The sequence below is a fragment of the Chitinophaga agrisoli genome (assembly GCF_008386695.1).
Classification (GTDB): Bacteria; Bacteroidota; Bacteroidia; order Chitinophagales; family Chitinophagaceae; genus Chitinophaga; species Chitinophaga agrisoli.
In genome coordinates this window covers 630,467-654,926 of record NZ_VUOC01000003.1, presented here as the reverse complement: position 1 = coordinate 654,926, position 24,460 = coordinate 630,467, and the positions used below count along the sequence as shown (strand labels likewise).

At 50.9% G+C, this 24,460-nt stretch carries 18 protein-coding genes; 2 read left to right on the top strand and 16 right to left on the bottom strand.

Features of this window, described 5'->3' with window-relative positions:
• Positions 1-3: 3 nt before the first annotated feature.
• The 13 genes from trpB to F0L74_RS17980 form a co-directional block, all read right to left on the bottom strand.
• Positions 4-1,224, bottom strand: a complete 1,221-nt coding sequence (trpB, locus tag F0L74_RS18040; RefSeq protein ID WP_149839273.1) for a tryptophan synthase subunit beta — start codon at positions 1,222-1,224, stop codon at positions 4-6.
• Positions 1,225-1,233: 9 nt separating this feature from the next.
• Positions 1,234-1,869, bottom strand: a complete 636-nt coding sequence (locus F0L74_RS18035) for a phosphoribosylanthranilate isomerase (RefSeq protein WP_149839272.1) — start codon at positions 1,867-1,869, stop codon at positions 1,234-1,236.
• 9 nt (positions 1,870-1,878) lie between these two features.
• A complete protein-coding gene (trpC, locus tag F0L74_RS18030) occupies positions 1,879-2,682 on the bottom strand; it encodes an indole-3-glycerol phosphate synthase TrpC (protein WP_149839271.1) in 804 nt (267 codons plus the stop codon).
• A 13-nt stretch (positions 2,683-2,695) separates the two neighbouring features.
• Entirely contained in the window at positions 2,696-3,688 is a 993-nt protein-coding gene (gene trpD / locus F0L74_RS18025; protein ID WP_149839270.1) for an anthranilate phosphoribosyltransferase, read from the bottom strand.
• 33 nt (positions 3,689-3,721) lie between these two features.
• Positions 3,722-4,294 carry an anthranilate synthase component II gene (locus F0L74_RS18020; RefSeq protein WP_149839269.1) on the bottom strand — a complete coding sequence of 191 codons (573 nt, stop codon included), beginning with the start codon at positions 4,292-4,294 and terminating at the stop codon, positions 3,722-3,724.
• Between the two features lie 2 nt (positions 4,295-4,296).
• Complete coding sequence (locus F0L74_RS18015; RefSeq protein ID WP_149839268.1) at positions 4,297-5,706, bottom strand: anthranilate synthase component I family protein; 1,410 nt, start codon at positions 5,704-5,706, stop codon at positions 4,297-4,299.
• Between the two features lie 255 nt (positions 5,707-5,961).
• Positions 5,962-7,098, bottom strand: coding sequence for a bifunctional histidinol-phosphatase/imidazoleglycerol-phosphate dehydratase HisB (gene hisB, locus F0L74_RS18010; RefSeq protein WP_149839267.1), 1,137 nt, complete (start codon positions 7,096-7,098; stop codon positions 5,962-5,964).
• Positions 7,099-7,101: 3 nt separating this feature from the next.
• Positions 7,102-8,172 (bottom strand): histidinol-phosphate transaminase, encoded by a 1,071-nt coding sequence (gene hisC, locus F0L74_RS18005; protein WP_149839266.1) that lies wholly within the window; start codon positions 8,170-8,172, stop codon positions 7,102-7,104.
• Between the two features lie 12 nt (positions 8,173-8,184).
• Positions 8,185-9,462, bottom strand: a complete 1,278-nt coding sequence (gene hisD, locus F0L74_RS18000) for a histidinol dehydrogenase (protein ID WP_149839265.1) — start codon at positions 9,460-9,462, stop codon at positions 8,185-8,187.
• 55 nt (positions 9,463-9,517) lie between these two features.
• The gene (hisG, locus tag F0L74_RS17995) at positions 9,518-10,372 is read right to left on the bottom strand and encodes an ATP phosphoribosyltransferase (protein WP_149839264.1); all 855 of its coding nucleotides are present in this window, start codon (positions 10,370-10,372) and stop codon (positions 9,518-9,520) included.
• A 204-nt stretch (positions 10,373-10,576) separates the two neighbouring features.
• Complete coding sequence (gene bglX / locus F0L74_RS17990; protein WP_149839263.1) at positions 10,577-12,856, bottom strand: beta-glucosidase BglX; 2,280 nt, start codon at positions 12,854-12,856, stop codon at positions 10,577-10,579.
• A gap of 54 nt (positions 12,857-12,910) precedes the next feature.
• Positions 12,911-14,080: a PepSY-associated TM helix domain-containing protein gene (locus F0L74_RS17985; protein WP_149839262.1), complete on the bottom strand. Its 1,170-nt coding sequence runs from the start codon at positions 14,078-14,080 to the stop codon at positions 12,911-12,913.
• 25 nt (positions 14,081-14,105) lie between these two features.
• Positions 14,106-16,508 (bottom strand): TonB-dependent receptor, encoded by a 2,403-nt coding sequence (locus F0L74_RS17980; protein WP_149839535.1) that lies wholly within the window; start codon positions 16,506-16,508, stop codon positions 14,106-14,108.
• A 933-nt stretch (positions 16,509-17,441) separates the two neighbouring features.
• Here F0L74_RS17980 and F0L74_RS17975 point away from each other — a divergent pair.
• Both F0L74_RS17975 and F0L74_RS17970 read left to right on the top strand, forming a co-directional pair.
• On the top strand, positions 17,442-17,735 hold the full coding sequence (locus F0L74_RS17975; RefSeq protein WP_149839261.1) for an RNA polymerase sigma factor: 294 nt from the start codon (positions 17,442-17,444) through the stop codon (positions 17,733-17,735).
• Positions 17,736-17,834: 99 nt separating this feature from the next.
• Positions 17,835-19,004: a FecR family protein gene (locus F0L74_RS17970; protein ID WP_188316053.1), complete on the top strand. Its 1,170-nt coding sequence runs from the start codon at positions 17,835-17,837 to the stop codon at positions 19,002-19,004.
• Positions 19,005-19,184: 180 nt separating this feature from the next.
• On the opposite strand, the gene F0L74_RS17965 is transcribed toward F0L74_RS17970, so the two are convergent.
• From F0L74_RS17965 to F0L74_RS17955, 3 genes are all read right to left on the bottom strand, one after another.
• A complete protein-coding gene (locus tag F0L74_RS17965) occupies positions 19,185-19,445 on the bottom strand; it encodes a hypothetical protein (RefSeq protein WP_149839259.1) in 261 nt (86 codons plus the stop codon).
• Between the two features lie 205 nt (positions 19,446-19,650).
• A complete protein-coding gene (locus tag F0L74_RS17960; protein WP_149839258.1) occupies positions 19,651-21,054 on the bottom strand; it encodes a RagB/SusD family nutrient uptake outer membrane protein in 1,404 nt (467 codons plus the stop codon).
• Between the two features lie 9 nt (positions 21,055-21,063).
• Positions 21,064-24,342 carry a SusC/RagA family TonB-linked outer membrane protein gene (locus tag F0L74_RS17955; protein WP_188316052.1) on the bottom strand — a complete coding sequence of 1,093 codons (3,279 nt, stop codon included), beginning with the start codon at positions 24,340-24,342 and terminating at the stop codon, positions 21,064-21,066.
• Positions 24,343-24,460 lie beyond the last annotated feature (118 nt).

Sequence of the window (24,460 nt, the reverse complement as noted above, 5' to 3'; positions counted from 1 at the left end):
CGGTTAGCTTTTAGCTATTAATTCCATGTGATTGATATAAGTAGCCATATCCTTGTCGCCACGGCCGCTCAGGCACACCACCACTACATCTGAGGGTTGCAGCTGCAGGTCCTTAAGCTTGGCCAGCGCGTGGGAAGATTCCAGCGCGGGGATGATGCCTTCCAGGCGGGTGAGCTCAAAAGCGGCAGCCAGGGCCTCATCATCCGTAGCGTTCATAAAACGCGCGCGGCCGCTCTCAAACAAATGCGCATGTAAGGGGCCTACGCCAGGATAATCCAGGCCGGCGGAAATAGAGTGCGGCTCTATGATCTGGCCATCTTCCGTTTGCATGAGCAGGGTTTTGCTGGCGTGTATTACACCGGGTTTGCCCAGCTGGGAGGTAGCGGCGGAAAAACCGCTGTTTACGCCTTTACCGGCGGCTTCTACGGGGATCAGCTGTACCTGCTCATCGTCCAGGAAATGGAAGAAGGTACCGGCGGCGTTGCTGCCACCACCTACGCAGGCCATTACATAATTAGGATAGGGCGTGCCGGTCTTTTCCTGTAACTGCAGCTTGATCTCTTCGCTGATCACGGACTGGAAGCGGGCCACCATATCCGGGTAAGGGTGCGGGCCTACTACAGAGCCAATGATATAATGCGTATCCACCGGATTGTTGATCCAGTCGCGGATAGCTTCGTTAGTAGCATCCTTCAATGTGCGGCTGCCGCTGGTGGCTGGTACTACCGTTGCGCCCAGCATTTTCATACGGGCCACATTAGGCGCCTGTCTTTCGATATCCACACTGCCCATGTATACAATACATTCCAGGCCCATGAGGGCGCATACGGTAGCCGTGGCTACGCCATGCTGTCCCGCGCCGGTTTCCGCGATGATGCGCTTTTTGCCCAGGCGCTGTGCCAGCAGGATCTGACCAATGGTGTTATTGACCTTATGGGCGCCGGTGTGGTTCAGGTCTTCCCGTTTGAGGTAGATATTGGCCTTGTATTTCTCAGACAGCCGTTGCGCCAGGTATAGTGGCGAAGGGCGGCCTACATAGTCTTTCAGCAGCTGCGTGAACTGTTGCTGAAAAGCCGGATCGGCCATTATCTGCATGTAATTTTGCCGCAATTCCTCTACGTTAGGGTACAGCATTTCAGGGATGTATGCTCCGCCAAAGTTGCCGTAATAACCCTTTTCGTTAACATGGTATTTGGAGCCGTTTGTATTTACCGCAATCTCCATCGTCCTTAATTATTTTGTTTGTGATCGTAATTGTTGTACAAATGCCTGCACCTGTTGCATGTCCTTTATGCCCGGCGCTGTTTCAAAACAGCTGTTCACATCCACCGCTACCAGCGCTGGCAATTGCAGCTGCTGTAGGGAAGCCGCGTGTTCCGGCCCTATACCTCCGCTCAGGAAAAAAGGATGCGCGAAAGGATAGCTGCCCAGCAGGTCCCAGTTAAACTGCTGGCCGGTGCCGCCATAGGCTTTACCTGCTGCTGTATCAAACAGGAAATAGTCCGTAACCGGGATCCATGGCTCCAGCTGCTGCCAGTTCACCTGCGCTCCTATGCGGAAGGCTTTGATCACCGGCGCCACTTCGCGGATGGCCGCGCAATAGGCAGGCGTTTCATTGCCATGCAACTGCACCAGGCTAAGGCCATAGTTGTGGATAGCGTCTTTTACCACCTGCAGGTCCGCATCTACAAACACCCCCACTTTCTTAATGCCGGTGATCTCTTTGGCAGCAGCGGCATCCAGCTTACCTGTTACAAAGCGGGGCGACTTTTCATAGAAGATAAAGCCCGCGTAATCCACGCCATATTGTACCAGGGCCTGCAGATCTGCCAGTTGGGTAATGCCGCATACTTTTATAAACGATTCCATGCGCTGTTTTTATGATACTTTTTCTGCCGCCTTCACATCTGCCACAAACTGCTCAAAAGCCCTGGCCGGGTTTTCCTGGCGCATAAAATGCTCACCTATCAGGAACCCCTGGAAGCCGGCCTGTTTTAAGGTAGCAATGGCCGCGGGATCGCTGATGCCGCTTTCCGCCACTTTACATTTATCTGCCGGTATCTTAGGCGCCAGCTCGCAGGAGCGGTTAAAGTTTACTTTAAAAGTGGTCAGGTCGCGGTTATTCACGCCTACCATCTGCACATGTTGTGTAGCTTTTTCCAGCTGAGATTCGCCGTGTACTTCCATCAATACCTCCAGCCCCAGGTTGTTGGCAAACTGCGCCAGGCGGGCCACTTCCGCGGCGCTCAGGCATTCGGCTATCAATAGTATCACATCCGCGCCAATAGCTTTTGCTTCTATGATCTGGTATTCATCAATCATAAAGTCTTTGCGCAGTATGGGAATATTATTGAAGCTACGGGCCTGCTGCAGATCGTCTGCGGAGCCGCCAAAGTACTTTTCGTCCGTAAGCACAGATAAGCCGGAAGCGCCGTAACGGGTGTAGGCAGTGGTTACTTCCTGCACGGTTACATTGCCGTTGATGAGCCCTTTAGAAGGAGAGCGGCGTTTAAACTCTGCGATGATGCCTGTTTTGGCAGGATCTTTCAGGAAGCTGCTCAATGACAGGGGCGTACGTTTGAATGCGGGCGCCTGTTCCAATTCTGCTATGCTGCGTACCTGTTTGCGGGCAGCAACTTCTACCTGTTTGTGGGCCACAATTTCGGCTAAGATGTCTTTCATGTCTTGTTCACTATTACTGTAATGCAATCAATTTCTTAAACGCGTTATGCGCCGCGCCGGATTCGAGGGAAGTTACCGCTGCCTGGAAACAATCTGCATAGTTATCATACTTACCCATGCAGAACAGCCCCATGGCGGCATTGGCCAGCACTACGGAGTTCTGCGCCCAGGTACCTTCTCCCTTTAAGATCTTCATAAAGATCTTTGCGGCTTCCTCTACAGAGTTACCACCGTAAATATCTTCCGGGTGCACTTTGCGGTGGCCCAGCTGTTCCGGCGTCCAGTCCTGCTCGCCTTTATTGGTGATGATGCGCGCATCTGCTGTGAGGGAGATCTCGTCATACCCATCCAGGCTGTGCACGATCACAAACTGTTTATCTGTTTGCTGGAACAGGTAGTTGTATACCCTGGCCATCTCCAGGCTGTAAACGCCTATGAGCTGGTATTTGGCAAAGGCCGGGTTTACCAGGGGGCCCAGCATGTTAAAGAACGTACGTACCCCTAACTGGCGGCGGATGCCCGCTACATGTTTAAGGGCCGGGTGAAACAAGGGCGCATGCAGGAAACAAACGCCTGCTTCCTCTATTTCCGCCCGCAATTTAGCTTCCTCGTTCTTAAATTTATAACCGGCGGTTTCCATGAGGTTAGAGGCCCCGCTTATTGAGGATACGCCGTAGTTGCCATGTTTGGCCACCTTACCGCCTGCGCCGGCAACAATAAAGCAAGATAGCGTGGAGATGTTAAAGGTATTCTTTGCATCGCCGCCGGTACCTACAATATCCAGCACATCGTAACCATCCAGCTTTAAGGGGATACAAAGCTCCAGCAATGCGTCGCGGAAACCCAGCAGCTCGTTGATGGTAATGCTGCGCATGAGGAACACTGTCATGAACGCAGCCAGCTCACTTTCGTTGTACATGCCTTTGGAAATACCGATCAGGATATCCTTTGCTGCTTCGCGGGTAAAGGTCTTATGTTCAAAAAGGTAATTGAGTATCTTTTTCATGTTTGTGTTTTGATTGAGGGATGTGTGATCAGATTACATCTCCAGCCAGTTCCGCAGGATCTTCTCCCCTTCCGGCGTGAGCACGCTTTCCGGGTGGAACTGTACGCCGCTCACATCATATTGCTGATGCTGCAGGCCCATGATATAACCATGCTCATCCCGCGCGGTTACGGTAAGCGATGCGGGCAGGCTTTTTTCATCCACCACCCAGGAATGGTAACGCCCAACCTCCAGCTGATCCGGCAACCCGTTAAACAGGCGGCCTTCGCGGGACACAATGTTCACCGGCGTGGCCACGCCATGATACACTTCCGTAAGGTTGATGAGGTCACCGCCAAAGGCCTGGCCTATGGCCTGCTGGCCCAGGCATACGCCAAAGATGGATTTGGAAGGCGCATACTCTTTGATCAGGGGTAAGAGCAAACCCGCTTCTTCCGGTATGCCTGGCCCGGGTGAAAGGATGATCTTGTCAAACGCCTTCACCTGCTCCAGCGGTATTTCATCGTTGCGGTACACCGTCACCTTACCATTGATGATCTTCTCTACCAGGTGCACCAGGTTATAAGTAAAAGAATCGTAGTTATCGAACACAAGAATATTAGTCATTATCAGAGCTTTTGGGCCAGTAGTATGGCTTGTTTTAAGGCATTCAGTTTATTGTTCACTTCTTCCAGCTCAGAGGAGGCCACAGATTTGGCTACTACCCCGGCGCCTGCCTGGTAGTACAGGGTATTGGACTTACTAAGCATGGAGCGGATCATGATGGCGTGGTTAAAGTCGCCGTTAAAGCTCACGGCCCCTATACAGCCGCCGTAGAAGCCGCGGGCGGTAGGCTCATACTGGTCAATGATCTCCATGGCCCGGTATTTAGGCGCGCCGCTGAGGGTGCCTGCGGGGAAGGTGGCTGCCAGCAGGGAGAAAGGATTTACCTGTGGCGGTATCTTGCCTTCTACCTCGCTTACCAGGTGTATTACATGGGAGTAATACTGGATCTTGCGGTAAGAGGATACATGCACATCTGAAGCGTGGCGGCTCAGGTCGTTACGGGCCAGGTCTACCAGCATTACATGCTCAGCGTTCTCCTTAGGATCCAGGAGCAGCTTATCTGCCAGCAGTTTATCCTGCTCATCATCGCCAGTGCGGCGGAAAGTGCCTGCTATCGGGTGAATGATGGCTTTATTATCCTTGATGACCAGCTGGGCTTCCGGAGAGGAACCCATTAATTTATAATCGCCGTAATCGAAGTAGAAGAGATAAGGGGAGGGATTGATGGAGCGGAGGGCACGGTACACATTAAATTCATCGCCATTGTATTGCTGCCGGAAAGCCCGCGACAATACCACCTGGAACACATCTCCGCGGAAGCAGTGCTGCTTGCCTTTTTCTACCATCTGCATATACTCCTCATCCGTCATATTGCTGCTTTCCCCGCCAACTGCCGTGAACCCGTAAGTTGGTACATCTTTATGTTTAATGAGGGACTCTATCAGCTCAAACTCGCTTTCCAGGCCATCCGTCAGGTGCTCGCACAGGTACAGCTCATCTTTAAAATGGTTGATGGCGATCACGTACTGGTAAAAGCGGTAACGCATCAGCGGGATGGTGCTGCCATTGGGCTTCTGCTTATTGAACTCAATGGTCTCAAAGAACTGCACGGCATCAAAAGTGGTGTATCCAAACAGGCTGCGTACCACGGGCAAGGGCGTTTGGCCGGAGAAGCTGAACTGGCCCAGGAAGTGCTGCAGCTCATCCAGCACGCTCTCCTTATTTTTCAGCTGCTTACGCTCTACGGGCAGGTTGGGATACTTAAATTCAAAATTGGACGTGGAAGTGACCTCTATGCCCGCGATGGGCTTTACGCAGATGAAGGAGAAGCTGTTTTCGCTGGCGCGGTAATCCGTACTTTCCAGCAATACCGTGCCGGGGAACTTATCCCGCAGGCGCAGGTAAATGCCTACCGGTGTGTATACATCCGCCAGCATCTGTTTGAACTTTGTGTTTACTTGAATGGTACGCATGATAAAATAGCTGTTAGGAGTTAGCTGTTAGAGTGTAGCCTGTTGCTAAGAGCTAAAAGCTGGTAGCTAAGGGCTAAAAATTCAGAAGGCCCGCTGTGTAACAGCGAGCCTTCCAAGTATATTTATTTCATACGAAATATGGCACTGTAACACAGATCAGGATATGATTCCGTGCCACCACCAATGTTTGTATGTCATGTTCTTATTCATTGCAGGAGCAAATATGGGCAGTTTTATTTAAAAATGCAAATTTTTTTACAACACCCCTTTGGTACTTGGCAGCTGCAGGTTCGTTGGGTCCCTGCGCACGGCCATCTTAATGGCTTTGGCAAAGGCCTTAAAGATGGCTTCTATCTTATGATGCTCATTGTCGCCCTCTGCCTTGATGTTGAGATTACATTTGGCGGCGTCTGAGAACGATTTGAAGAAGTGGAAGAACATCTCTGTAGGCATTTCCCCTATCTTTTCCCGCTTAAAGATAGCATCCCATACCAGCCAGTTACGGCCGCCAAAATCGATGGCCACCTGTGCCAGGCAATCATCCATGGGCAGGCAAAAGCCGTAGCGCTCCATACCGCGTTTGTCTGCCAGGGCTTTGGCCATGGCCTCGCCCAGCGCTAGGCCGGTATCTTCTATAGTGTGGTGCTCATCAATATGCAGATCGCCTTTTGCCTGGATATTCAGGTCTATATTACCGTGGCGGGCTATCTGCTCCAGCATATGGTCAAAGAAACCCAGGCCGGTAGCTATCTGCGCCTGGCCTTTGCCATCCAGGTTAAGGGTAATTGAAATATCCGTTTCCTTGGTAGTACGTGTATGGGTAACCGTTCTGAGGCCCAGTTTGAGGAACTCATAGATCTTTGCCCAATCAGTAGATTCCAGGGCGATCACCGGCTGTAGCGCGGCTGCCGCGTCTTTTATCTCACCGCTGCCCAGGCCAGTGCCTTCATTCATCCAGATGGCTTTGGCGCCCAGGTTCTTGGCCAGCTGCACATCTGTAATACGGTCGCCTATCACAAAAGAATTAGCCAGGTCATAGTCTGCGGAGAAATATTTCGTAAGCATGCCGGTGCCGGGTTTACGGGTGGGGGCATTCTCATGCGGGAAAGTACGGTCTACATGCACAGCGGTGAAGCTGACGCCTTCGTTCTCAAATGCGCGGATGATCTTATCCTGCACCAGCCAGAAATGGGCTTCCGGAAAGGATTCCGTACCCAGGCCATCCTGGTTGGTGACCATTACCAGCTCATAATCCATCTCTGCGGCTATGCGCGCCATATAGGTGAATACTTTGGGATAGTATTCTATTTTCTCCAGGCTATCGATCTGGTAGGTGGGCGGCACTTCTTTTATCAGGGTGCCATCACGGTCTATGAATAGTACTCTCTTCATTATTTATGATTTTTGAGAGGTGCTGCCCACCTCGATTTGCGCCAGTGTATTGATCAGTGTTTCATTTTCCTCCGGGGTGCCTACGGTAATACGCAGACAGCCGGCGCAGAGCTCTACGCGGGAGCGGTCGCGCACTACAATGCCCTGTTCTACCAGGTATTGATAAATGCCTTTTGCGTCTGTGGTCTTAGCCAGTATGAAGTTGGCATCGCTGGGATACACCTGCAGCACAATGGGTAAATTGATCAGTGAAGCCGCCAGCACATCTCTTTGTACTACGGTCTCCTTGATCCATTCATTCACCTGGGCCACATTCTCCAGCGCCTGTAAGGCCAGTTCCTGTGCAGCCTGACTGATATTATAAGGCGGTTTTATCTTATTCATTACGTTGATGATCTCTTCCCCCGCGAAAGCCATCCCTACCCGCAGTGCGGCCAGGCCCCAGGCTTTGGACAGGGTTTGCATCACCACCAGGTTGGGATATTCTGTAAGCTCCTGTATAAAGGTCTTTTGGCGGGCAAAATTGATATAAGCCTCATCCACTACTACAATGCCATCAAAATTGTTGAGCAGCAGCTCTATATCGCTCCGGTTGATGGAGTTACCGGTGGGATTGTTGGGAGAGCACACAAATATCAGCTTGGTATTCTCATCAACGGCCTGCTGCAGGGCGGGCATATCCAGCTGAAAGTCTTCTGTAAGGCTTACCTGGCGTATCACCACATCGTTAATGCGGGCGCTTACCTCGTACATGCCGTAGGTAGGCGGGCACAGGACCACATTGTCCACACCAGGGTTGCACAGGGCGCGATACAGCACATCTATCACCTCATCGCTGCCATTGCCAATAAAGATATGTTGCGGCGGTACGCCTTTGATATCTGCCAGCTTGTATTTAAGCTGCCATTGCATGGGATCCGGGTAGCGGTTGTAATCCTTTGGCAGCGGGGAACCAAAGCTGTTCTCATTAGCGTCCAGGAAAATGCGCGCTTCGCCTTTGAACTCATCCCGGGCGGAGGAGTAAGGCACCAGTTGTTTGATGTTATTGCGGAGTAATTTATTGAGATCGAACATAGCGGTATTGTATTAAGAGTTCATTCTGATAGATACGGCATTTTTGTGCGCATCCAATCCTTCTGCGGCGGCCATGGCCTCTATGGTAGCGCCAATATTCTGCAATCCTTCTTTGGTGAGGCGTTGAAAGGTGACCTTTTTCACAAAGCTATCCAGCGAAACGCCGCTGTAAGCCCTTGCGTGGCCATTGGTAGGCAGGGTATGGTTGGTGCCGGAGGCGTAATCGCCCGCGCTTTCCGGGGAGTAGTTGCCCAGGAATACGGAGCCGGCATTCACTACGCCATCTGCCAGGGTGATATCATCCTTACAGGCGATGATCAGGTGCTCCGGCGCGTAGGCGTTCAGCAACTCCATAGCGTTTTCCATATCCTGTACCAGTACCAGGCGGCTATGGGTAAGCGCCTGTTCCGCAATATTGCGGCGGGGCAGCTGCGCCAGCTGGCTAGCTACTTCCTGCTGTACGGCTTTGATCACGTTCATGGAGGTGCTTACCAGCAGCACCTGGCTATCCGGGCCATGCTCCGCCTGGGAGAGCAGGTCTGCGGCCACAAAAGCGGGCACACAGCTATCATCTGCCAATACAGCCACTTCTGAAGGGCCGGCCGGCATATCAATGGCAATGCCCTCTTTGTTGATAAGCTGTTTGGCGCAGGTAACGTACTGGTTACCGGGACCAAAGATCTTGTATACCTTAGGCACCGTATCTGTACCATAGGCCATAGCGCCAATGGCCTGTACGCCGCCTATCTTAAATACTTTGTCAATCCCTACCTGGCGGGCAGCAAAGAGGATGGCCGGATGCACCTCGCCTGCCGCGTTGGAGGGGGTGCACAGCACCATTTCCTTACAGCCTGCAATAGCAGCAGGAATGCCCAGCATCAGGATGGTAGAGAACAGCGGCGCGGAACCACCGGGTATGTATAGCCCAACCTTATCTATGGCGATGGCCTTGCGCCAGCATTGTACGCCGGGCATGGTCTCTATGATCTTACCGGCTTCGTGTTGCGCGCGATGGAAGGTCTCGATATTCTGTTTAGCCTGCAGGATGGCCTGTTTCAGCGCGGGGTCCAGTGCGGCAGTAGCATGTGCAAATTCCGTTTCTGTTACTTGCAGCTCGTTCAGCTGCACCTTATCAAACTGTAAGGCGTATTTGCGTACGGCGGTATCGCCTTGTTGCTTAATATCCTGCAGGATAGCGCCCACATTCGCTTCCAGGGCGGTGGTATCCATTACGGGCCGTTGGAGGAGCGCGGGCCAGGCAGATTTATCCGGATATTCGAAGACTTGCATTATTAATTACTAATTACGAATTACTAATTACGGTGGCGGGTTGCCCCGTTTATTATTAAATGATCATCTTCTCAATAGGCACTACCAGTATGCCCTGTGCGCCGGCGGCTTTGAGGCTTTCGATGATATCCCAGAATTCGTTCTCGCTTAATACAGAGTGTACAGAGCTCCAGCCTTCTTCTGCCAGGGGCAGTACGGTGGGGCTTTTCATACCAGGCAGCAGGCCTATGATCTGCTGCAGATTATGATTGGGCGCATTAAGCAGGATGTATTTATTGTTCTTGGCCTTTTTTACAGCCTGTATGCGGAACAGCAGTTTTTGCAGCAGCTGTTGTTGCGCTTCGTTCAGACCCTTGTTGGCAATGAGCGCCGCTTCTGATTTGAGGATCACCTCTGCTTCCTTAAGACCGTTCATGAACAGGGTGGAGCCGCTGCTCACCAGGTCGCAGATGGCATCTGCCAGGCCAATACCGGGAGCTATCTCCACAGAGCCGCTGATCTCGTGTATCTCTGCGGTGATATTGTTCTTTTTGAGGAACTGTTCTACGATCACCGGGTAGCTGGTGGCAATACGCAGGCGGTCCAGGTCGGCCACGCCGGTATAGTCCATGGTCTTGGGCACCGCTACGGATAAACGGCATTTGCCAAAACCCAGCTTTTCCACTATCTGCACCTGTTTGTTCTTCTCCATCACTACGTTCTCTCCTACTATGCCTATATCGGCTACGCCGTCCTCTACATACTGCGGGATATCATCATCGCGCAGGAAAAACACTTCCAGGGGGAAGTTGCTGGCGGCTGTTTTCAATTGGTTGACCCCATTATTGATGTCAATACCACATTCTTTCAACAGTTTGATCGAATCGTCGTGCAGACGGCCGGATTTCTGGATGGCGAGTTTCAGCTTCATAAAAAAGATTAGTGAGATTCAGTAAAAACAACAAAGGCTTACCTTTCCGGTAAGCCTCTGATATTTAAATATGCTGGTTACACATAATATCATCCCTGCCTACCGTTCTGGTAAGTATGATGGTGATGATGGATATGTATGTTAATGATCATAATGACGGGGCAAAAATAGTAAGAAATGCTGAAAATCAAAATTTATTGGCAGTTAATTCAAAGTAAAATCCGTACCCTTTGCGTCACGGCTGTTAGGGCCTACAAATACCGTGAAATCGCCGGGCTCGTATTTCCAGTTCATGTCTTTATCATAAAACTTCAGGTCATCTACCGTAATAGTGAAGGTAACGGTAGTGTTTTCGCCCTTCTTTAGCATGATCTTCTTAAACCCTTTGAGCTCCTTTACGGGGCGGGTAACGCTGCCTACTTTATCGCGGATATACAGTTGTACCACCTCTTCCCCATCGTAATTGCCGGTATTACTTACGGCTACGCTCACCTGCAGGGGCGCGGCGGCGCTGATCTGCTGTTTGCTGAGCTGTACGGCGCCGTAGCTGAAGGTGGTATAACTTAAGCCATAACCAAAAGGATACAACGGCTCATTGGAAACATCCAGGTACTTGGAGGTGTATTTATTATCCGGGTTCAGCGGGCGGCCGGTAGTACGGTGGGCGTAGTAGATGGGGATCTGACCGGTGTTGCGCGGAAAGGTCATGGTGATCTTGCCGGAAGGATTATAGTCGCCAAACAGCACATCTGCAATGGCGTTGCCGGCTTCTGTGCCCAGGAACCAGGTCTCCAGGATAGCAGGAACGTTGGCGTCTTCCCACTCCAGCGTAAGTGGGCGGCCATTCGACAGCACCAACACTACTGGCTTGCCAGTGGCGCGTATAGCCTTTAACAGCTGCTGCTGGTTTTCCGGTATGCTGATGTTGGAGCGGCTGGCGGCTTCACCGGTCATGCCTTGCGATTCGCCCAGGGCCATTACTACTACATCTGCCTGTTGAGCCAGGGTTACGGCTTCTGCCAATAGCTGCGCGCTGTTGGCCGTATCCTGCGCATCCAGGCGGGCTTTCTGCAGGGCTTTTTTCAGGAGGCCAGTATCGCTGGTGTAATGGGCGCCTTGTGCGTATAGTACTCTTACGTTATTGCCTGCTTTGTTCTTAATGCCTTGTAAGAGGCTTACGGCTTTGCTGCCATCGCCGGCGGCAGACCAGTTACCGATCATATCCCGCTGGCTGTTGGCCAGGGGGCCTATAAGGGCGATGGTTCCCTGTTTCTTTAGCGGCAACAGCTGGGCTTCATTCTTTAGCAGCACAATGGAGCGCTGCGCTATTTCGCGGGCGGCCTGCAGATGTGCAGGGCTCATGATCACCTGGCGGGCCAATGCAGTGTCGCAGTTACGGTAGGGATCTTTAAACAGGCCCAGGTCGTATTTGGCAGCGAGCACATGATACACGGCATCATTGATCTGCTGCACGGTCACCTTTTTTTCCTGCACCAGTGTTTTTAGCTGGGATGCATAGATACCGGCCTGCATATCCATATCCACGCCGGCGTTAAGGGCCAGCGCACCTGCGTCGTGCTCATCTTTTACTACGCCGTGGTTGATCATCTCTGTGATGGAGGTATAGTCTGTTACCACAAAACCTTTAAAACCCCATTGCTTGCGCAGCAGGTCTGTGAGCAGCCATTTATTGCCGGTGGCTGGTATGCCGTCTATTTCGTTAAAGGAGGTCATTACGGTGGCTACGCCGGCGTCAATAGCGGCTTTATAGGGAGGCAGGTAATCCTGGAACATGCGGCGGCGGCTCATGTCTACGGTGTTATAATCACGGCCGGCCTCAATGGCGCCATAGAGGGCAAAGTGTTTAACGCAGGCCAGCACCGCGTCTTTGGCAGAAAGGTCTGTACCCTGGTAACCTTTTACTTTGGCTTTGGCTACCTGCACGCCGTACCAGGTATCTTCCCCTACCCCTTCCGCCACGCGGCCCCAGCGGGGATCACGGGCTATATCCACCATGGGCGAGTAGGTCCAGTGCAGGCCATCAGCGCTGGCTTCCTGTGCGGCTATACGCGCGCTTTTTTCCAGCAGGGCCATGTCCCAGGTACAGGCCTCTCCCAATGGAATGGGGAAAATGGTCTTATGCCCATGGATCACATCATAACCAAATAACAGGGGGATCTTTAACCTTGTTTTCATGGCCATCTCCTGCAGCTGGCGGGTATATTGCGGGGTATAGGCATTGAAGATGGAGCCGCAGAGGCCCGCTTCAATATCCTTTTTATAACCGGGTTTCATAAAGGGGCCGGTTACATCCATATCACTGGTAAGGAGGTTCAGCTGCCCTATTTTCTCTTCCAACGTCATACGCTGTATGAGCTGGTTAAGGAATTGTTTTTTCTGTGCTTCTTTTTGTTGCGCCTTTAGAGGGCATGTAATAGTGATAATGGAGGCCAGTAATATCCAACCAATTGGGCTGCGCTTCATGACGTGATCATTTAGGCACTAAAGGTATCACAAAATGTAATACAGGCCGGTCACCTACGCCATAGCTACCCTGGCCCCTTTTACAGCTTTAGCGGGATGCTTTTTATGCCGCCTTCCCCACCAGACATAAAAGCCGGTGATGGGCAGGCTGGCGGCTATAAGACTGCCGCAGAAAGCCATGATCTTACCGGGTAATCCCAGCAGGGCGCCGATATGCATATCATAGTTCATGCGCGCCAGCTTATCTGCGCCGGTGGCGGCTTCAAAACGGCCATAAGAATGTGTAACGGGGATCTCTTTCAGCGTGTATTGATCAAAGAAGAGAATGCTTTGCTGCCAGTACGTTTCTATATCCGGGTTGGCTACGGCGCCAATGGAGGCGCTGTCGTTTTCCGGGTAATGTACTTCTATGAGGCCGGCATTGGGATAGGCGGCCTTCATTTTTTCCCAGATCTGGTCTGTAGCGGGCATACGCGCCGGAGCGATATTGGCGGCTGTATTGGAAACAGGCTCATAATACTCCGTGAGCGTTTTACCGCCGGAGCTGGTCCAGTATACGGTTTGGGCAAACCATTGAAAACCCATCACCAAACCGGTAAGCACAATAAAGATCACTACCCAGGTGGCATAAAAGCCCAGCACGTTGTGCAGATCGTAGTTGATCCTTCTCCAGCGGGCGTTCCATTTAATGGAGAAACGCTGCTTGCTGGCGGCCCTGTTCTTTGGCCACCACAGCACGATACCTGTGATCAGCATGACCAGGAAGACAAGCGTGGCGGAGGCCATGATGGGCTGACCGATCGCAGGCGGCAGCCACAGGTAATAATGGCCCATCAGCACCACCCGGAAAAAGTCCTGATCCATATTCTTCAGCTTCAGGACCTGGCCGGTGTAGGGATTGATATATGCCACATAGTAGTACTCCGGCTCCGCGGCATAAAAGGCCACTTCAACGGCCCGGTCCTTTTTAAAGAAGGTTACGCTATGCGGCGCTTTACCGGGCAATGCCTTCATGGCAATCTCCTTCAGCGCGGATGGCGGAAGGAGCGGCTTTTGTTCGTTTTGAATATAGCGGTAAGACAGCGTAACGGTCTCTATCTCCCGCTGAAAAGCCAGTATACAACCGGTGATGCCCAGGAATACTACGATCAGCCCGGCGCTTAGGCCCAGCCAGAGATGAACTTTCCCGATCCAGTACTTTAGGTTACGATGCTTGGTTGTCATATCGTGTTTGATCCAGGAATCTATATTAGAATTTCAATGCTACGCTGGCTGCAAAGCTCCTCAATTTCTGCGGATTTACCGTCGTGTAACCGATCCAATACTTCTCGTTACCGATATTATCCACTTTGGCGGATATACGGAATTTAGGCTGATCGTAGAACAAGGAGGCGTTCACCAGCGTGTATGCGGGCAGGGTGAATACACCCAGCGCGGCATCGTTAATGATCTTGTTATCGCTGGCATAGTTGCCGCCAAAGCCAAAGCCCAGGCCTTTCACCGCGCCGGTGGGTATACGGTAACTGATCCACAGGTTAGCCACATAAGGCGAGTTGGCCGTGTTGGGCCGGCGGCCCTCCACGTTCTTATCCGCTACTTTCTCCAGTTTAGAGTCATTATAGGAAAAACCTGCTACTATGTTCATACCGCGGATGGGGCTGGCAATCACCTCTGCCTCTATGCCACGGCTAAACTGGGTACCATCCTGTATATAGCTGTTAGGCGCGCCGCCGGGGCGTACAATGTCTTTTACCTTGATATCGTAGTAGCTAAGCGTGCTGCTCAGTTTACCGTCAAACAGGTCCAGCTTTACGCCGGCTTCCATCTGGTTGGCCTTTTCCGGCGTAAACACCGTACCTGTCACCGGGTCTGGCGCTTTGTTGGTAAAGCCGCTCTGGTAGTTGGCAAACAGGGAAATGTTATCCTTGATGGGCTGGTATACGATACCAAACTTGGGCGCCAGCTGCGTTTGCGTAAAAGGCAGGCCGCTGGTGGCGTTGGTTGTAGGATCGAAAATGCCTATCTGACCGGTGGTTGGATCATAGGAGCCATGGTAGGCGTAATGATCCAGGCGCAATGCGGCCAGCACCATCAGGTTATCTGTGAGGTTCAGCACATCGGATACATAGGCGCTGTAAGTGTTAGCCTTATAGATGGAAAGATAAGGGAATACATTACCGCCGTTCTGGTACAGTTTATCCAGGTTTACGCGGTTGAACTCCCGGTAGTTAGGGATAGGTTTCGTTACATCTACCGTATCAAAGGTGCCACCGCCAAAGATCTGGTCAGAGTTATGATACATAAAATCCAGGCCGCCTACAAAGCGGTTGCGCAGGCTGCCTAACTGGAAATCTCCGTTAAAGTTCTGCTGGATCTCTATTACCTGGTCCGTGCTGTTATCCGTGAACTGGTCATTCCGCGAAATACTGGTATTGCCGGCCAGCAGGTAGAAGTAAGGTGACGGACCATCAGAATAACTGTTCGTTACCGTGAAATTGGTTTGGGAGCTCCATTTATCGGAGAACCGGTAATTCATCTGCCCAAAGAAGTTGGCGTTCCGGGAAGTCTGGTACAGGTCATCGTTGGCGTAAGAGCGTTTGTAATCGATATTCAGCTTATCTGCCCTATCCACGCCCAGGTCTTTTACTGTAAGGCCCCAGGGGAAGAAGAATACCCGCAGGCCAGTATTATTACCGTGGTAGAATTCCGCATCCAGCAGGAAGGAGAGTTTGTCATCCACTTTATAGGAAACGCTGGGGGCCAGTACAAAACTGCGCGCAAAGCCGTTATCCTGGAAGCTGCCTTCTGAAGAATAAGCGGTATTAAGTCGCAGCAGCACTTTCTTTTCCTGATCCAGGGGCACGTTCACATCCGCGCTCAGGCGGTTAAGACCGTAGCTGCCGCCAGTATAAGCCACCTCGCCGCCAAAATGATCGTAGGGCTTTTTGGTAACGCGGTTAATAAGACCGCCGTAAGAGGTGAGCGCATTGCCAAACAAGGTAGCGGAAGGGCCCTTGAGCACTTCTACCCTTTCCAGGTTAGCTACGTCTATGGTATTGGATACGTTGCCGGCTACGCCGTTACGCAGATAGCTCTGGGTAATAAAACCACGCAGGCTGTAAAAGCTGCCGCCATCACCGCTACGGCCGGTAGCTTCCCACATACGGCTAAGGCCGGGTACATTACGCATGGCATCGTCTACCGTGAGCACAACCTGTTCCTGCATCAGCTCCTTAGTCACCGTGGTGTAGGCCTGGGGATTCTCCAGGTTACGCAACGGCATCTTATTCACATAGTCGCTGGAGGCAGTGGCCAGTTTGTTGCGGTGGCCGGAGATCACTATTTCCTGCAGCTGTTTATCATTCAATTGTAATGTAAAATCTACTTTGGCGGTTTGACCAGCCTGGGTGCTTACTTCTTTATCGATGGTCTCAAAACCTACCAGCGAGATGTGGAGCGTATAAGTACCGGGATTGAGCCGGCGGATGATAAATTCCCCTTTTTCGTCTGTAACGGCGCCTTTTTTAGTGCCGCTAACCTGTATGGTTACATAGGGGGCGGCCAGACCGTCTGCGGTAGTTACTTTCCCCCTGATACTTGACAAGGGATCCTCTTCGCCGTTGGCTAAGGTAATGCTGGCAAGACCTAACATCAAACTAAATACTAATACGAATCTCCGAACAAATGACACATCCATGTTTGCTACTTACAGTTTAGTTTACGCCGCAAAATTGCGACACCGGCAGCGGGGACAATTACGATATCGGGAAAAAGATTTACGCGATCTGGAAAAAAACCGGGTAATTGGTAGATGTGCGGATGCGCAGATGGGCGGATGTGCAGATACCAACTCTGGCAGAAATGGCCCCTGCCTTACCGTTTTAGGACACAGAAATATGAGAAAACAGATCAATCAATTAATAATCAATCTCTTACTATCCAAAACAGCCCTCCTATTGCATGGCTACTGCATTGACATTGCTATGCAACTGCATTGACACCCATATACGGACCTTTTTGACACATTGCTGCAATTAATTAAAACGCAGCATAAATATCCCGGCAGTAACGAAACCATGTCTGCGCTTATACGGCTGCAGTTATATTGCAGTATTGCTACTAATATGATCCTGTATGTATGATCCGGTCAAAAATGATCAGCAGGTAACCGTTACGTATAAGCGCAAATATTTTTATTGCCATCGGATGCATAAGACCGAAATCCCCCGGCGCTGGTTGTAGCCCGGCCATACAATTGTCAATTACACACCTTTAGCGGTGGTAAGAGCCGCCTGGCGGTTGTTTATGTTAAAAATGAACTATCTGACTAATCGTGAAGGAGATCAATGCATTAATAAAAAATATTACAGTCGTTAACATCCGTAACATAATTTTTTACGTATTTTTATTTCGGCTATTAAATAGAGAGGCACAGTTGCTTGTCGCAAACAAAATCACTAACGCGCCGCCCTGAAAAGTCAGATGCTCTTTCTCTAAAATGTCGCCTGGTTCCGGCTGTTGTGACATCGAACATTAGGTTTCATATCGGGTTAGTTTTTGTGTCTGTACTATCAATCCATAGCGTATGAAACGAAAAGTTGTGCAACACAATGACAAACAGCTATTACGTAAGCTCAGGTCCGGTGACCCCAATGCGTTGAATGATGCATACCGGCAGTATCGTGTATGGTTGTTAGTGGTGGCTTCTACCTACATCCCCAACGAAATGGAAGCAAAAACCATGGTGGAAGATTTTTTCATTGAATGTTGGGACCAGCACCTGTTTAAGAATGTTCGCGTTCCTTTAAGGACCTTTCTGTTCAAGGCACTTACGGAACGTTGTAAGAAACAGGGAACACCTTCACCGGTGACGCCCTGATACCTCAGCACTAAAAATATCAAAAACCTTATCAATTGGCAACATCTTATCGGAGCCTCTGTCATTGATCTTATGTCTGCCAAGAAACACCATGTAACCGTGAAAACACAGTTCACACAACAACAGAATGAGTACATCTGGCAATTGATGTATGAAAAGATTGCCGGTATCATCCAACCCCGTGATGAGCGTTTCCTGGAAGCGCAGCTGGAGCGGGATGAGTGTATGCGGGAAGCTTTTGACGCGCTGGAGATGGCCCTTCACGATGAGGACAGCCTGGACCTCGAACGCCTGCAGCAGGATGAGGACTGGATAGACCTCTTAGGCGTTATCAAACCCCATGAACCGGCCAGGAGGCCGTTCTCCCTGCACCGTTATGGCAAGCTGGCCATAGCAGCTGCAGCCGCAGGCCTGTTGTTTGGCGCCGGCTATTACCTGCTGCAACGGCGCGCTGCGCCCCCTGCCCAGCAAGCCGCCAGCCTGCCTGCGGAAAAGCAGGTATTGTTAGCGCTGGCAGATAATAAGACCATTCCCCTCACCGGCCAACAGCAGGATATTAACCTGGGCGATGTGCAATTGCACGAGCGCAACGGCACGCTTACATTCGATACCCGTAATAATTTTACCCATAGCGGCCAGCATACGCTGGTGGTGCCTGAAGGCAAAGAATTTAAACTTGTCTTGTCTGATGGTTCTGAGATATGGCTTAATGCCGCCACCCGCCTGCAGTTCCCGTTCCACTTTAACGGCAGCAGCCGGGAAATAACCCTTTTAAGCGGCGAAGCATATGTGAAAGTAGCTACCAACGCCGCCCAACCTTTTATTGTGCATGCGCCTAACAGCACCGTGCAGGTACTGGGCACAGAATTTAATATCAATACCTATCAGCCGGAACTACTGCGGCTGGCATTGGTGAACGGCGCGGTAAAAATACAGGGCAGCGCATCTGCCATGGTGGTAAAACCCGGTATGGAAGCTGTGTGCAGCGATAAAGCGCTTTCTATGCACCCGTTTGATCCGCGGGCGGTATTAGGCTGGCGCTCCGGCAGCTATTTCTTTGAGAACGCATCTATATCTGAGATCTGCACCGTTCTGACCCGCAACATGGGCATACCCGCGGTGATAGACAACGGCTCAGCAGCGTATGCCATGCACTTCAGCGGCATTGTGAATAAACACAAACCCATACAGGAGCTGATGGAAGACGTCAAGAACGCCACTAATATTGACTACTATTTTGATAAGGAAGGCGTACTGCATTTTAGATAAATGCCTCCTTCCTCCCTTCGCCGGCGCATAAAAGAAGCTTAAGGGCGAGGGGCTTTCGCCTGGAATGCTGAAAGTTCCTCAGGCGCATTCCGGGTGATGCCGGAGTGTGCCGGCGAAGCAGTAAGACATAGAGGCCGCCTCATAAAAAGAGGCGGCCTCTTTTTTATGTGGATATGCGCCTTATGGCATTTTGTAGTACGGTATTACACAAGTTGTTCCCTGATACCAGGTGCGCGTTAATCCCCCCTGTACCAGCTGACAAATTTCATCCAAAGTAATAGCTACACAGACAGATGGCAAGCTAGAACCAAGCTGACAGGCGCCTGGCGCTACGTTATCCATAAACCGGACAGCAAAAACCTTTGTATTGGCCTTAGTAATAAATGATGCGGTTAGGGTGGCTGCAATGATGAACGCCAATGACAATACTCTCTTTTTCATAAAAGATAGATTTTGGTTAAGAGAAATCGCCTACTCTAAATGGTTTTCGGCATCTTCCAATTTTCGTCGACAAAAATGAGTTACGGTCGCCGGTCAAAGCGAAGGTAGGTCTGGGTCAAAACTGAAGTAGCAACATACAGTAATACTGAGGAAGTATCAGTGCATACTCTGCATAGGTCCGGGCATAGTTATTCGTTGTTTTCCATCAATAGCCCTCATTCTGGGCGCCAAGGAGCGGATTTTTTGCCAGTTCATTCTGAGGAAGCGGGTATAATACGGCAGTATTTTTCCAGGCGGGTTTTATGTGGCTCAGCACCGCCGCGGCTGTGTTGGTACGTTTCAGGTCCAGCCAGCGGTGGCCCCATTCTGTAAATAACTCTACCTGCCGCTCATGCGTGATAGCTCTTAACATAGCAGCTAAAGTATTGGCTATTGCAGGCGGCAATCCTGCCCGCCGTCGCAGCATGTTCAGGTCGCTTCTGGCGCCCAGGAAATTCCCCCGCTGTGCCCGCGCCTCTGCCCGTATCAGGTATTGTTCCGCCAGGCGTAACACCATGGAATATTCCGTGAGGTAATCGCTTCTTTTGACCTTGTATTTGTAGGGAAAGAAGTATTGGTTGGTATCCACTGTAATACTATCTACCCAATTAGTCCTTCGCAGGTCTCCTGGCTCAAATGCCGCCAGCAGTTCCGGGCTCAGGGCAGTGGCGTTTACCGACGATACCGCTGGCGCAGCCGTTAGTATAAAATTGGCGCCTTCCCAGGTATTATAGGTAGGCATGTTAGGCACGAGCTGCCAGATAGCTTCGGCGCTATTCTGCAAAAAAACTTCGTTTAAAGTATCATTTAACCGGTAAGCGGGATCATTGATCAGCAGGGAAGCCTGTTGTCCCGCATTCGCCCAGTCCTTCCGATACAGGTATACGCGGGCCAGGAAAGCCGTTGCAGTTGCTTTATTGGGGCGTACCTTCTGTCCGTCCACATAATCATTCCTAAGCAGGGACTGTGCATTCCTGAGATCAGCAATGATCTGTTTGTACACGGAGTCTACTGAGGTGCGTGGTTTTATCATATTCACCTCATAATCAGTACTGGTGATCAGCGGCACCGCTCCAAACAGATTTACCAGGTAAAAATGACAGAATGCCCGTATAAACTGCGCTTCCCCTATCAGCTGCGACTTGGTGGCCGCAGATACGCCGCTGGATGTCTGTAGGCCCCGTAACACCCGGTTGGCAGCATATATATAGCGGTAACCCTCATTCCACAAAGATCTTTCGATGGCGGCATTGTTTACGCTTATTGCATTTTCATAGAATTGCCTTGGCACACTCTGGCCGGAATAATTTGTAAGCTCATCCGCAGACAATGCAGAAAGGAACGTAATGCTTTGTGTGTACCCGCCGGCAAACCCACTACTATGGATCATTTCACCATAAACGCCTATTACTGCACCAGTAGCGTCCACATCGTTGGTAAATACTTTAGGTCCTACAATGGTCTCTGTTTTTGGCGGGTCTATTTCAACAAACTTTGTACAACTGCTTATGATAAACAGCCAACAGACCAGCAGGCCTGCCTTTTTCATGTTATGTTGAATTGCTGACATTCCATCAATTTAGAAAAAGTTAAAACGCAAGCCCAGTATCAAACTCCTCAGGGGAGGATAGGTTTCCAGCTGGGCGGCTGTTTCCGGATCAATGCCCGGATAACGGGTAATGGTAAACACATTCTGCCCTTGCAAAAAAACCTGACTATTTTTCAGCCGGCACTTTTTTAACCATTTTGCCGGCAGCTGGTAAGTGAGGCAAATATTTTTAAGACGTATAAAAGATGCATCATTGTACATCTGATCACTACTAGCCATAGCAATGGCAAATGCAAGGCCCGCGGGGGATCCAGGTGATTGCGTATATTGTTGTATGGCGGTATTAACGCCCGGTTGCTGCCAGCGGTCCAACACAGAAACCGGCTGATTTGCATTCATACCCGGCATAACATTCGCATATAGATAACTAAAGTTATTTTGCTTTACATACTGGAATAATACATCCAACTGCCAGTTCCTGAACTGAAAGCTGTTCTGCCACCCTCCATACAGCAAAGTACCGGTCTTCTTCACAGCGGTATAATCTCCCGGGAAAGTGAAAGCACTGTCCTTATTCATATCTTCAAACACATACACCCCTGTTTTAGGATCCACGCCCAGCAGATGCGCGCCTTTAAATACGTTCAGCGGCTGCCCTTCTGTATACCATGCGTTGTAGGATGAGCTTTGCAGACCGGGAAACCGTACCAGCTTATTGCGGGGCATACTCAGGTTCAGGCTACTGCTCCAGCTAAAACGGCCCCTGCTGATATTGGTGGTCACCAGCTCAAATTCATAGCCGGTATTGGATACCAGCGCGGGCAGGTTACGGCGGATAGACGGGAAACCCGTTGCGCCAGGCAGGGTATAATCCACCAATTGATTGGAAGACCTGTTATAGTACCAGTTAACGTTGAACAACACGCGGTCGTCTGCAAACCCCAGTTCCAGCCCTGCTTCCAGTTTAAGGTTCTTTTCCCAGCTGTAGGCGGGGTTATAGAGGCGGGAGGCCATCAGCCCCCGGTCGTCCTGGTACAGGGGGGCTACTACATACGTATCCAGGTAGCCATAATCCGTTATCTGGTCATTGCCGGTAATGCCATAACTTCCTCTTAGCTTACCAAAACTGAGGAAGGGGCTTAATCCCTTCAGCCATTTCTCCTGAGAGAAGATCCAGGCAGCGCCTGCAGCGCCAAAATTGGCAAAGCGGTTATCCGGTCCAAAGCGGCTGGATCCATCACGGCGCCCGGTAAGGTTAAGTATATAACGTTCGTCCAGTATATAGTTGATGCGCCCAAACGCGGCATTATACCTGTACTGGGTGTTCACTACGCCTAAGCGGGTAAGTACGGCCGCAGAGGTCATGTCTTCCAGCAACGCGTCGCTGGTATAACCGGTGCCCAGGAAACTCCGCTGGCTGCGCCAGTCCTGCTGAAAAGTAAGCCCCGCCAGTACGTTCAGCTTGCTCCGGTGCTTGCCATGCTGCCATTTCTTTTCGTAGATGGCCTGTGGCTCCACGATCCAGCTGCTGATATTACCATCTGCAAACAGGGAATAACCGCTGGCATAATCGTAAGATGGATTCAGGGAGATAATAGGGTTGATCTGTGTTTCGTTCATCTGCATCCGGGTATAACCCATACTTGTCTTTACCTGCAGGCCGGGCAATACCTCATAGCTTAATACGGCGCTGGCCAGCAGGTTATTGCTGTTCATGGTATACCGTTTAAGCAGGTTGGCATAAGGATTATCAAAAGCGCCGTGTTCCCAGTTCAGCACCCCGTTCTCGTCATAAGGGCGCGGCGCATTGGGCGATACGGTGGATAGTACCGTGAGATCAGTAGAGGGCAATTGATTCCGGTCTGTTACATAATTGGCGGAGAAAAGCGCCTTGCCTCTCTTATTTTCATCCAGCGTGGAAAAGGAGGCGCGCATGCTGACCGCGCCTTTCTGATAGGCGAAGCTGCCGGGATACACCGTGCTCTCCCGGCGGTAGCCTGCACCCATGGCAAACTGCGCATGCTCTGACCCGCCAGATACATTGGCCTGCGCATCCATAATCCGGGAGGCGCCGCCGATCATTTCGCGCTGCCAGTTGGTATAGCGGGTACTATCCCAATGCATGTCATAATCCGTGGCAGAGGGGGTGGCGCCATCATTGGCAAATGCTTCCCTGCGCATCTGCAGGTATTGCTGCGTATTGAGGTATTGCACCCGGTGCCCCACCTGACCTATACCGGTATATACGCTTACATGAGCGCCGGCGGGGCCTTTACGGCCTTTTTTTGTGGTGATGAGTATTACGCCGTTAGCGCCACGGGAGCCATAGATGGCGGTGGCATCCGCATCCTTGAGCACATCTATACTTTCTATATCGGCTACATTGATCAGGTTAAGCGGGCTGGAGGACATATTGGCTCCAAGGCTGGTGCCCAGGTCAGAAGCCCAGGAAAGCGTAGTGGCAGTAAAAGGCACGCCATCTACAATATAAAAAGGGTTATTGCCGCTGCTGATGCTGTTACGCCCACGCAGCTCCACTTTATAATCACTGCCGGGCAAGCCGGATGTTTGCATGATATTTAAACCGGTTACCCTGCCCTGCATAGCCTGCAAGGGGTTGGCCACGGGTTGTTGGGAGATATCTTCCGCGGTGATACGGCTAACGGAACCGGTAAGGTTACGCCGGATGGCGGTGCCGTAGGCGATCACCAATACTTCGTTCAGCCCCTTTATGGCGGGTGTTAGCCGGATCTTTAAGTGTTCCGGCTGCTTATTGCTGACCGTTATTTCCTTTGGATCATATCCCATTGAACGGATCATTAAGGTGGTGGGACCGTTAACCGGTAATGTGAAAGTTCCTGATTCATCGGTATGTACGCCGTGTTGAGAGCCTTTGATCTGTATGCTGGCAACTGGTATGGGTGTGTTGTCGCTTTGGCTGGTGACGGTACCTGTGATGGTGACCTCTTTTTCCATCATTTCGTCCTTACCGGCATCCGCGGGAGGATCCTTTACAGGCAGGATCACGAATGTTTCTTCGCGGTAGTACCAGGTAAGGCGCCGTTTCTTTAGTAACGTAGTAAGCACCTGATCCAGACGCTCATTTCTAAAACTGACATCTATTTTTTCTGCACTACTGAGCTGTTCATCATTGTAAAAAGCCTGCATACCTGTTTGTTCCCATATGGACCGGAATACGTCTGCAATGGCTATCTGTTTACCCGCAAGCGTGACCCGCTCATTACCGGGAAGGTGCTGAGCCCTTAGGCCCTGAAGACCCATTCCTGCAATAATCAACAGAGGGGTCATCAGTAGCCGGTAAAACATACCATATGAGACGCGGCTCAACATGGCAGCTTATCCTCACAACGTGAAATCAGTAGTAGCATTAATGATCATCTTGATCGGATAACTACAATGGACAATT

Coding starts and splice junctions, on each gene's coding strand:
- trpB (WP_149839273.1), bottom strand. CDS start 1,224: ATGGAGATTGCGGTAAATACAAACGGCTCCAAATACCATGTTAACGAA.
- F0L74_RS18035 (WP_149839272.1), bottom strand. CDS start 1,869: ATGGAATCGTTTATAAAAGTATGCGGCATTACCCAACTGGCAGATCTG.
- trpC (WP_149839271.1), bottom strand. CDS start 2,682: ATGAAAGACATCTTAGCCGAAATTGTGGCCCACAAACAGGTAGAAGTT.
- trpD (WP_149839270.1), bottom strand. CDS start 3,688: ATGAAAAAGATACTCAATTACCTTTTTGAACATAAGACCTTTACCCGC.
- F0L74_RS18020 (WP_149839269.1), bottom strand. CDS start 4,294: ATGACTAATATTCTTGTGTTCGATAACTACGATTCTTTTACTTATAAC.
- F0L74_RS18015 (WP_149839268.1), bottom strand. CDS start 5,706: ATGCGTACCATTCAAGTAAACACAAAGTTCAAACAGATGCTGGCGGAT.
- hisB (WP_149839267.1), bottom strand. CDS start 7,098: ATGAAGAGAGTACTATTCATAGACCGTGATGGCACCCTGATAAAAGAA.
- hisC (WP_149839266.1), bottom strand. CDS start 8,172: ATGTTCGATCTCAATAAATTACTCCGCAATAACATCAAACAACTGGTG.
- hisD (WP_149839265.1), bottom strand. CDS start 9,462: ATGCAAGTCTTCGAATATCCGGATAAATCTGCCTGGCCCGCGCTCCTC.
- hisG (WP_149839264.1), bottom strand. CDS start 10,372: ATGAAGCTGAAACTCGCCATCCAGAAATCCGGCCGTCTGCACGACGAT.
- bglX (WP_149839263.1), bottom strand. CDS start 12,856: ATGAAGCGCAGCCCAATTGGTTGGATATTACTGGCCTCCATTATCACT.
- F0L74_RS17985 (WP_149839262.1), bottom strand. CDS start 14,080: ATGACAACCAAGCATCGTAACCTAAAGTACTGGATCGGGAAAGTTCAT.
- F0L74_RS17980 (WP_149839535.1), bottom strand. CDS start 16,508: ATGTTAGGTCTTGCCAGCATTACCTTAGCCAACGGCGAAGAGGATCCC.
- F0L74_RS17975 (WP_149839261.1), top strand. CDS start 17,442: ATGAAACGAAAAGTTGTGCAACACAATGACAAACAGCTATTACGTAAG.
- F0L74_RS17965 (WP_149839259.1), bottom strand. CDS start 19,445: ATGAAAAAGAGAGTATTGTCATTGGCGTTCATCATTGCAGCCACCCTA.
- F0L74_RS17960 (WP_149839258.1), bottom strand. CDS start 21,054: ATGTCAGCAATTCAACATAACATGAAAAAGGCAGGCCTGCTGGTCTGT.
- F0L74_RS17955 (WP_188316052.1), bottom strand. CDS start 24,342: ATGACCCCTCTGTTGATTATTGCAGGAATGGGTCTTCAGGGCCTAAGG.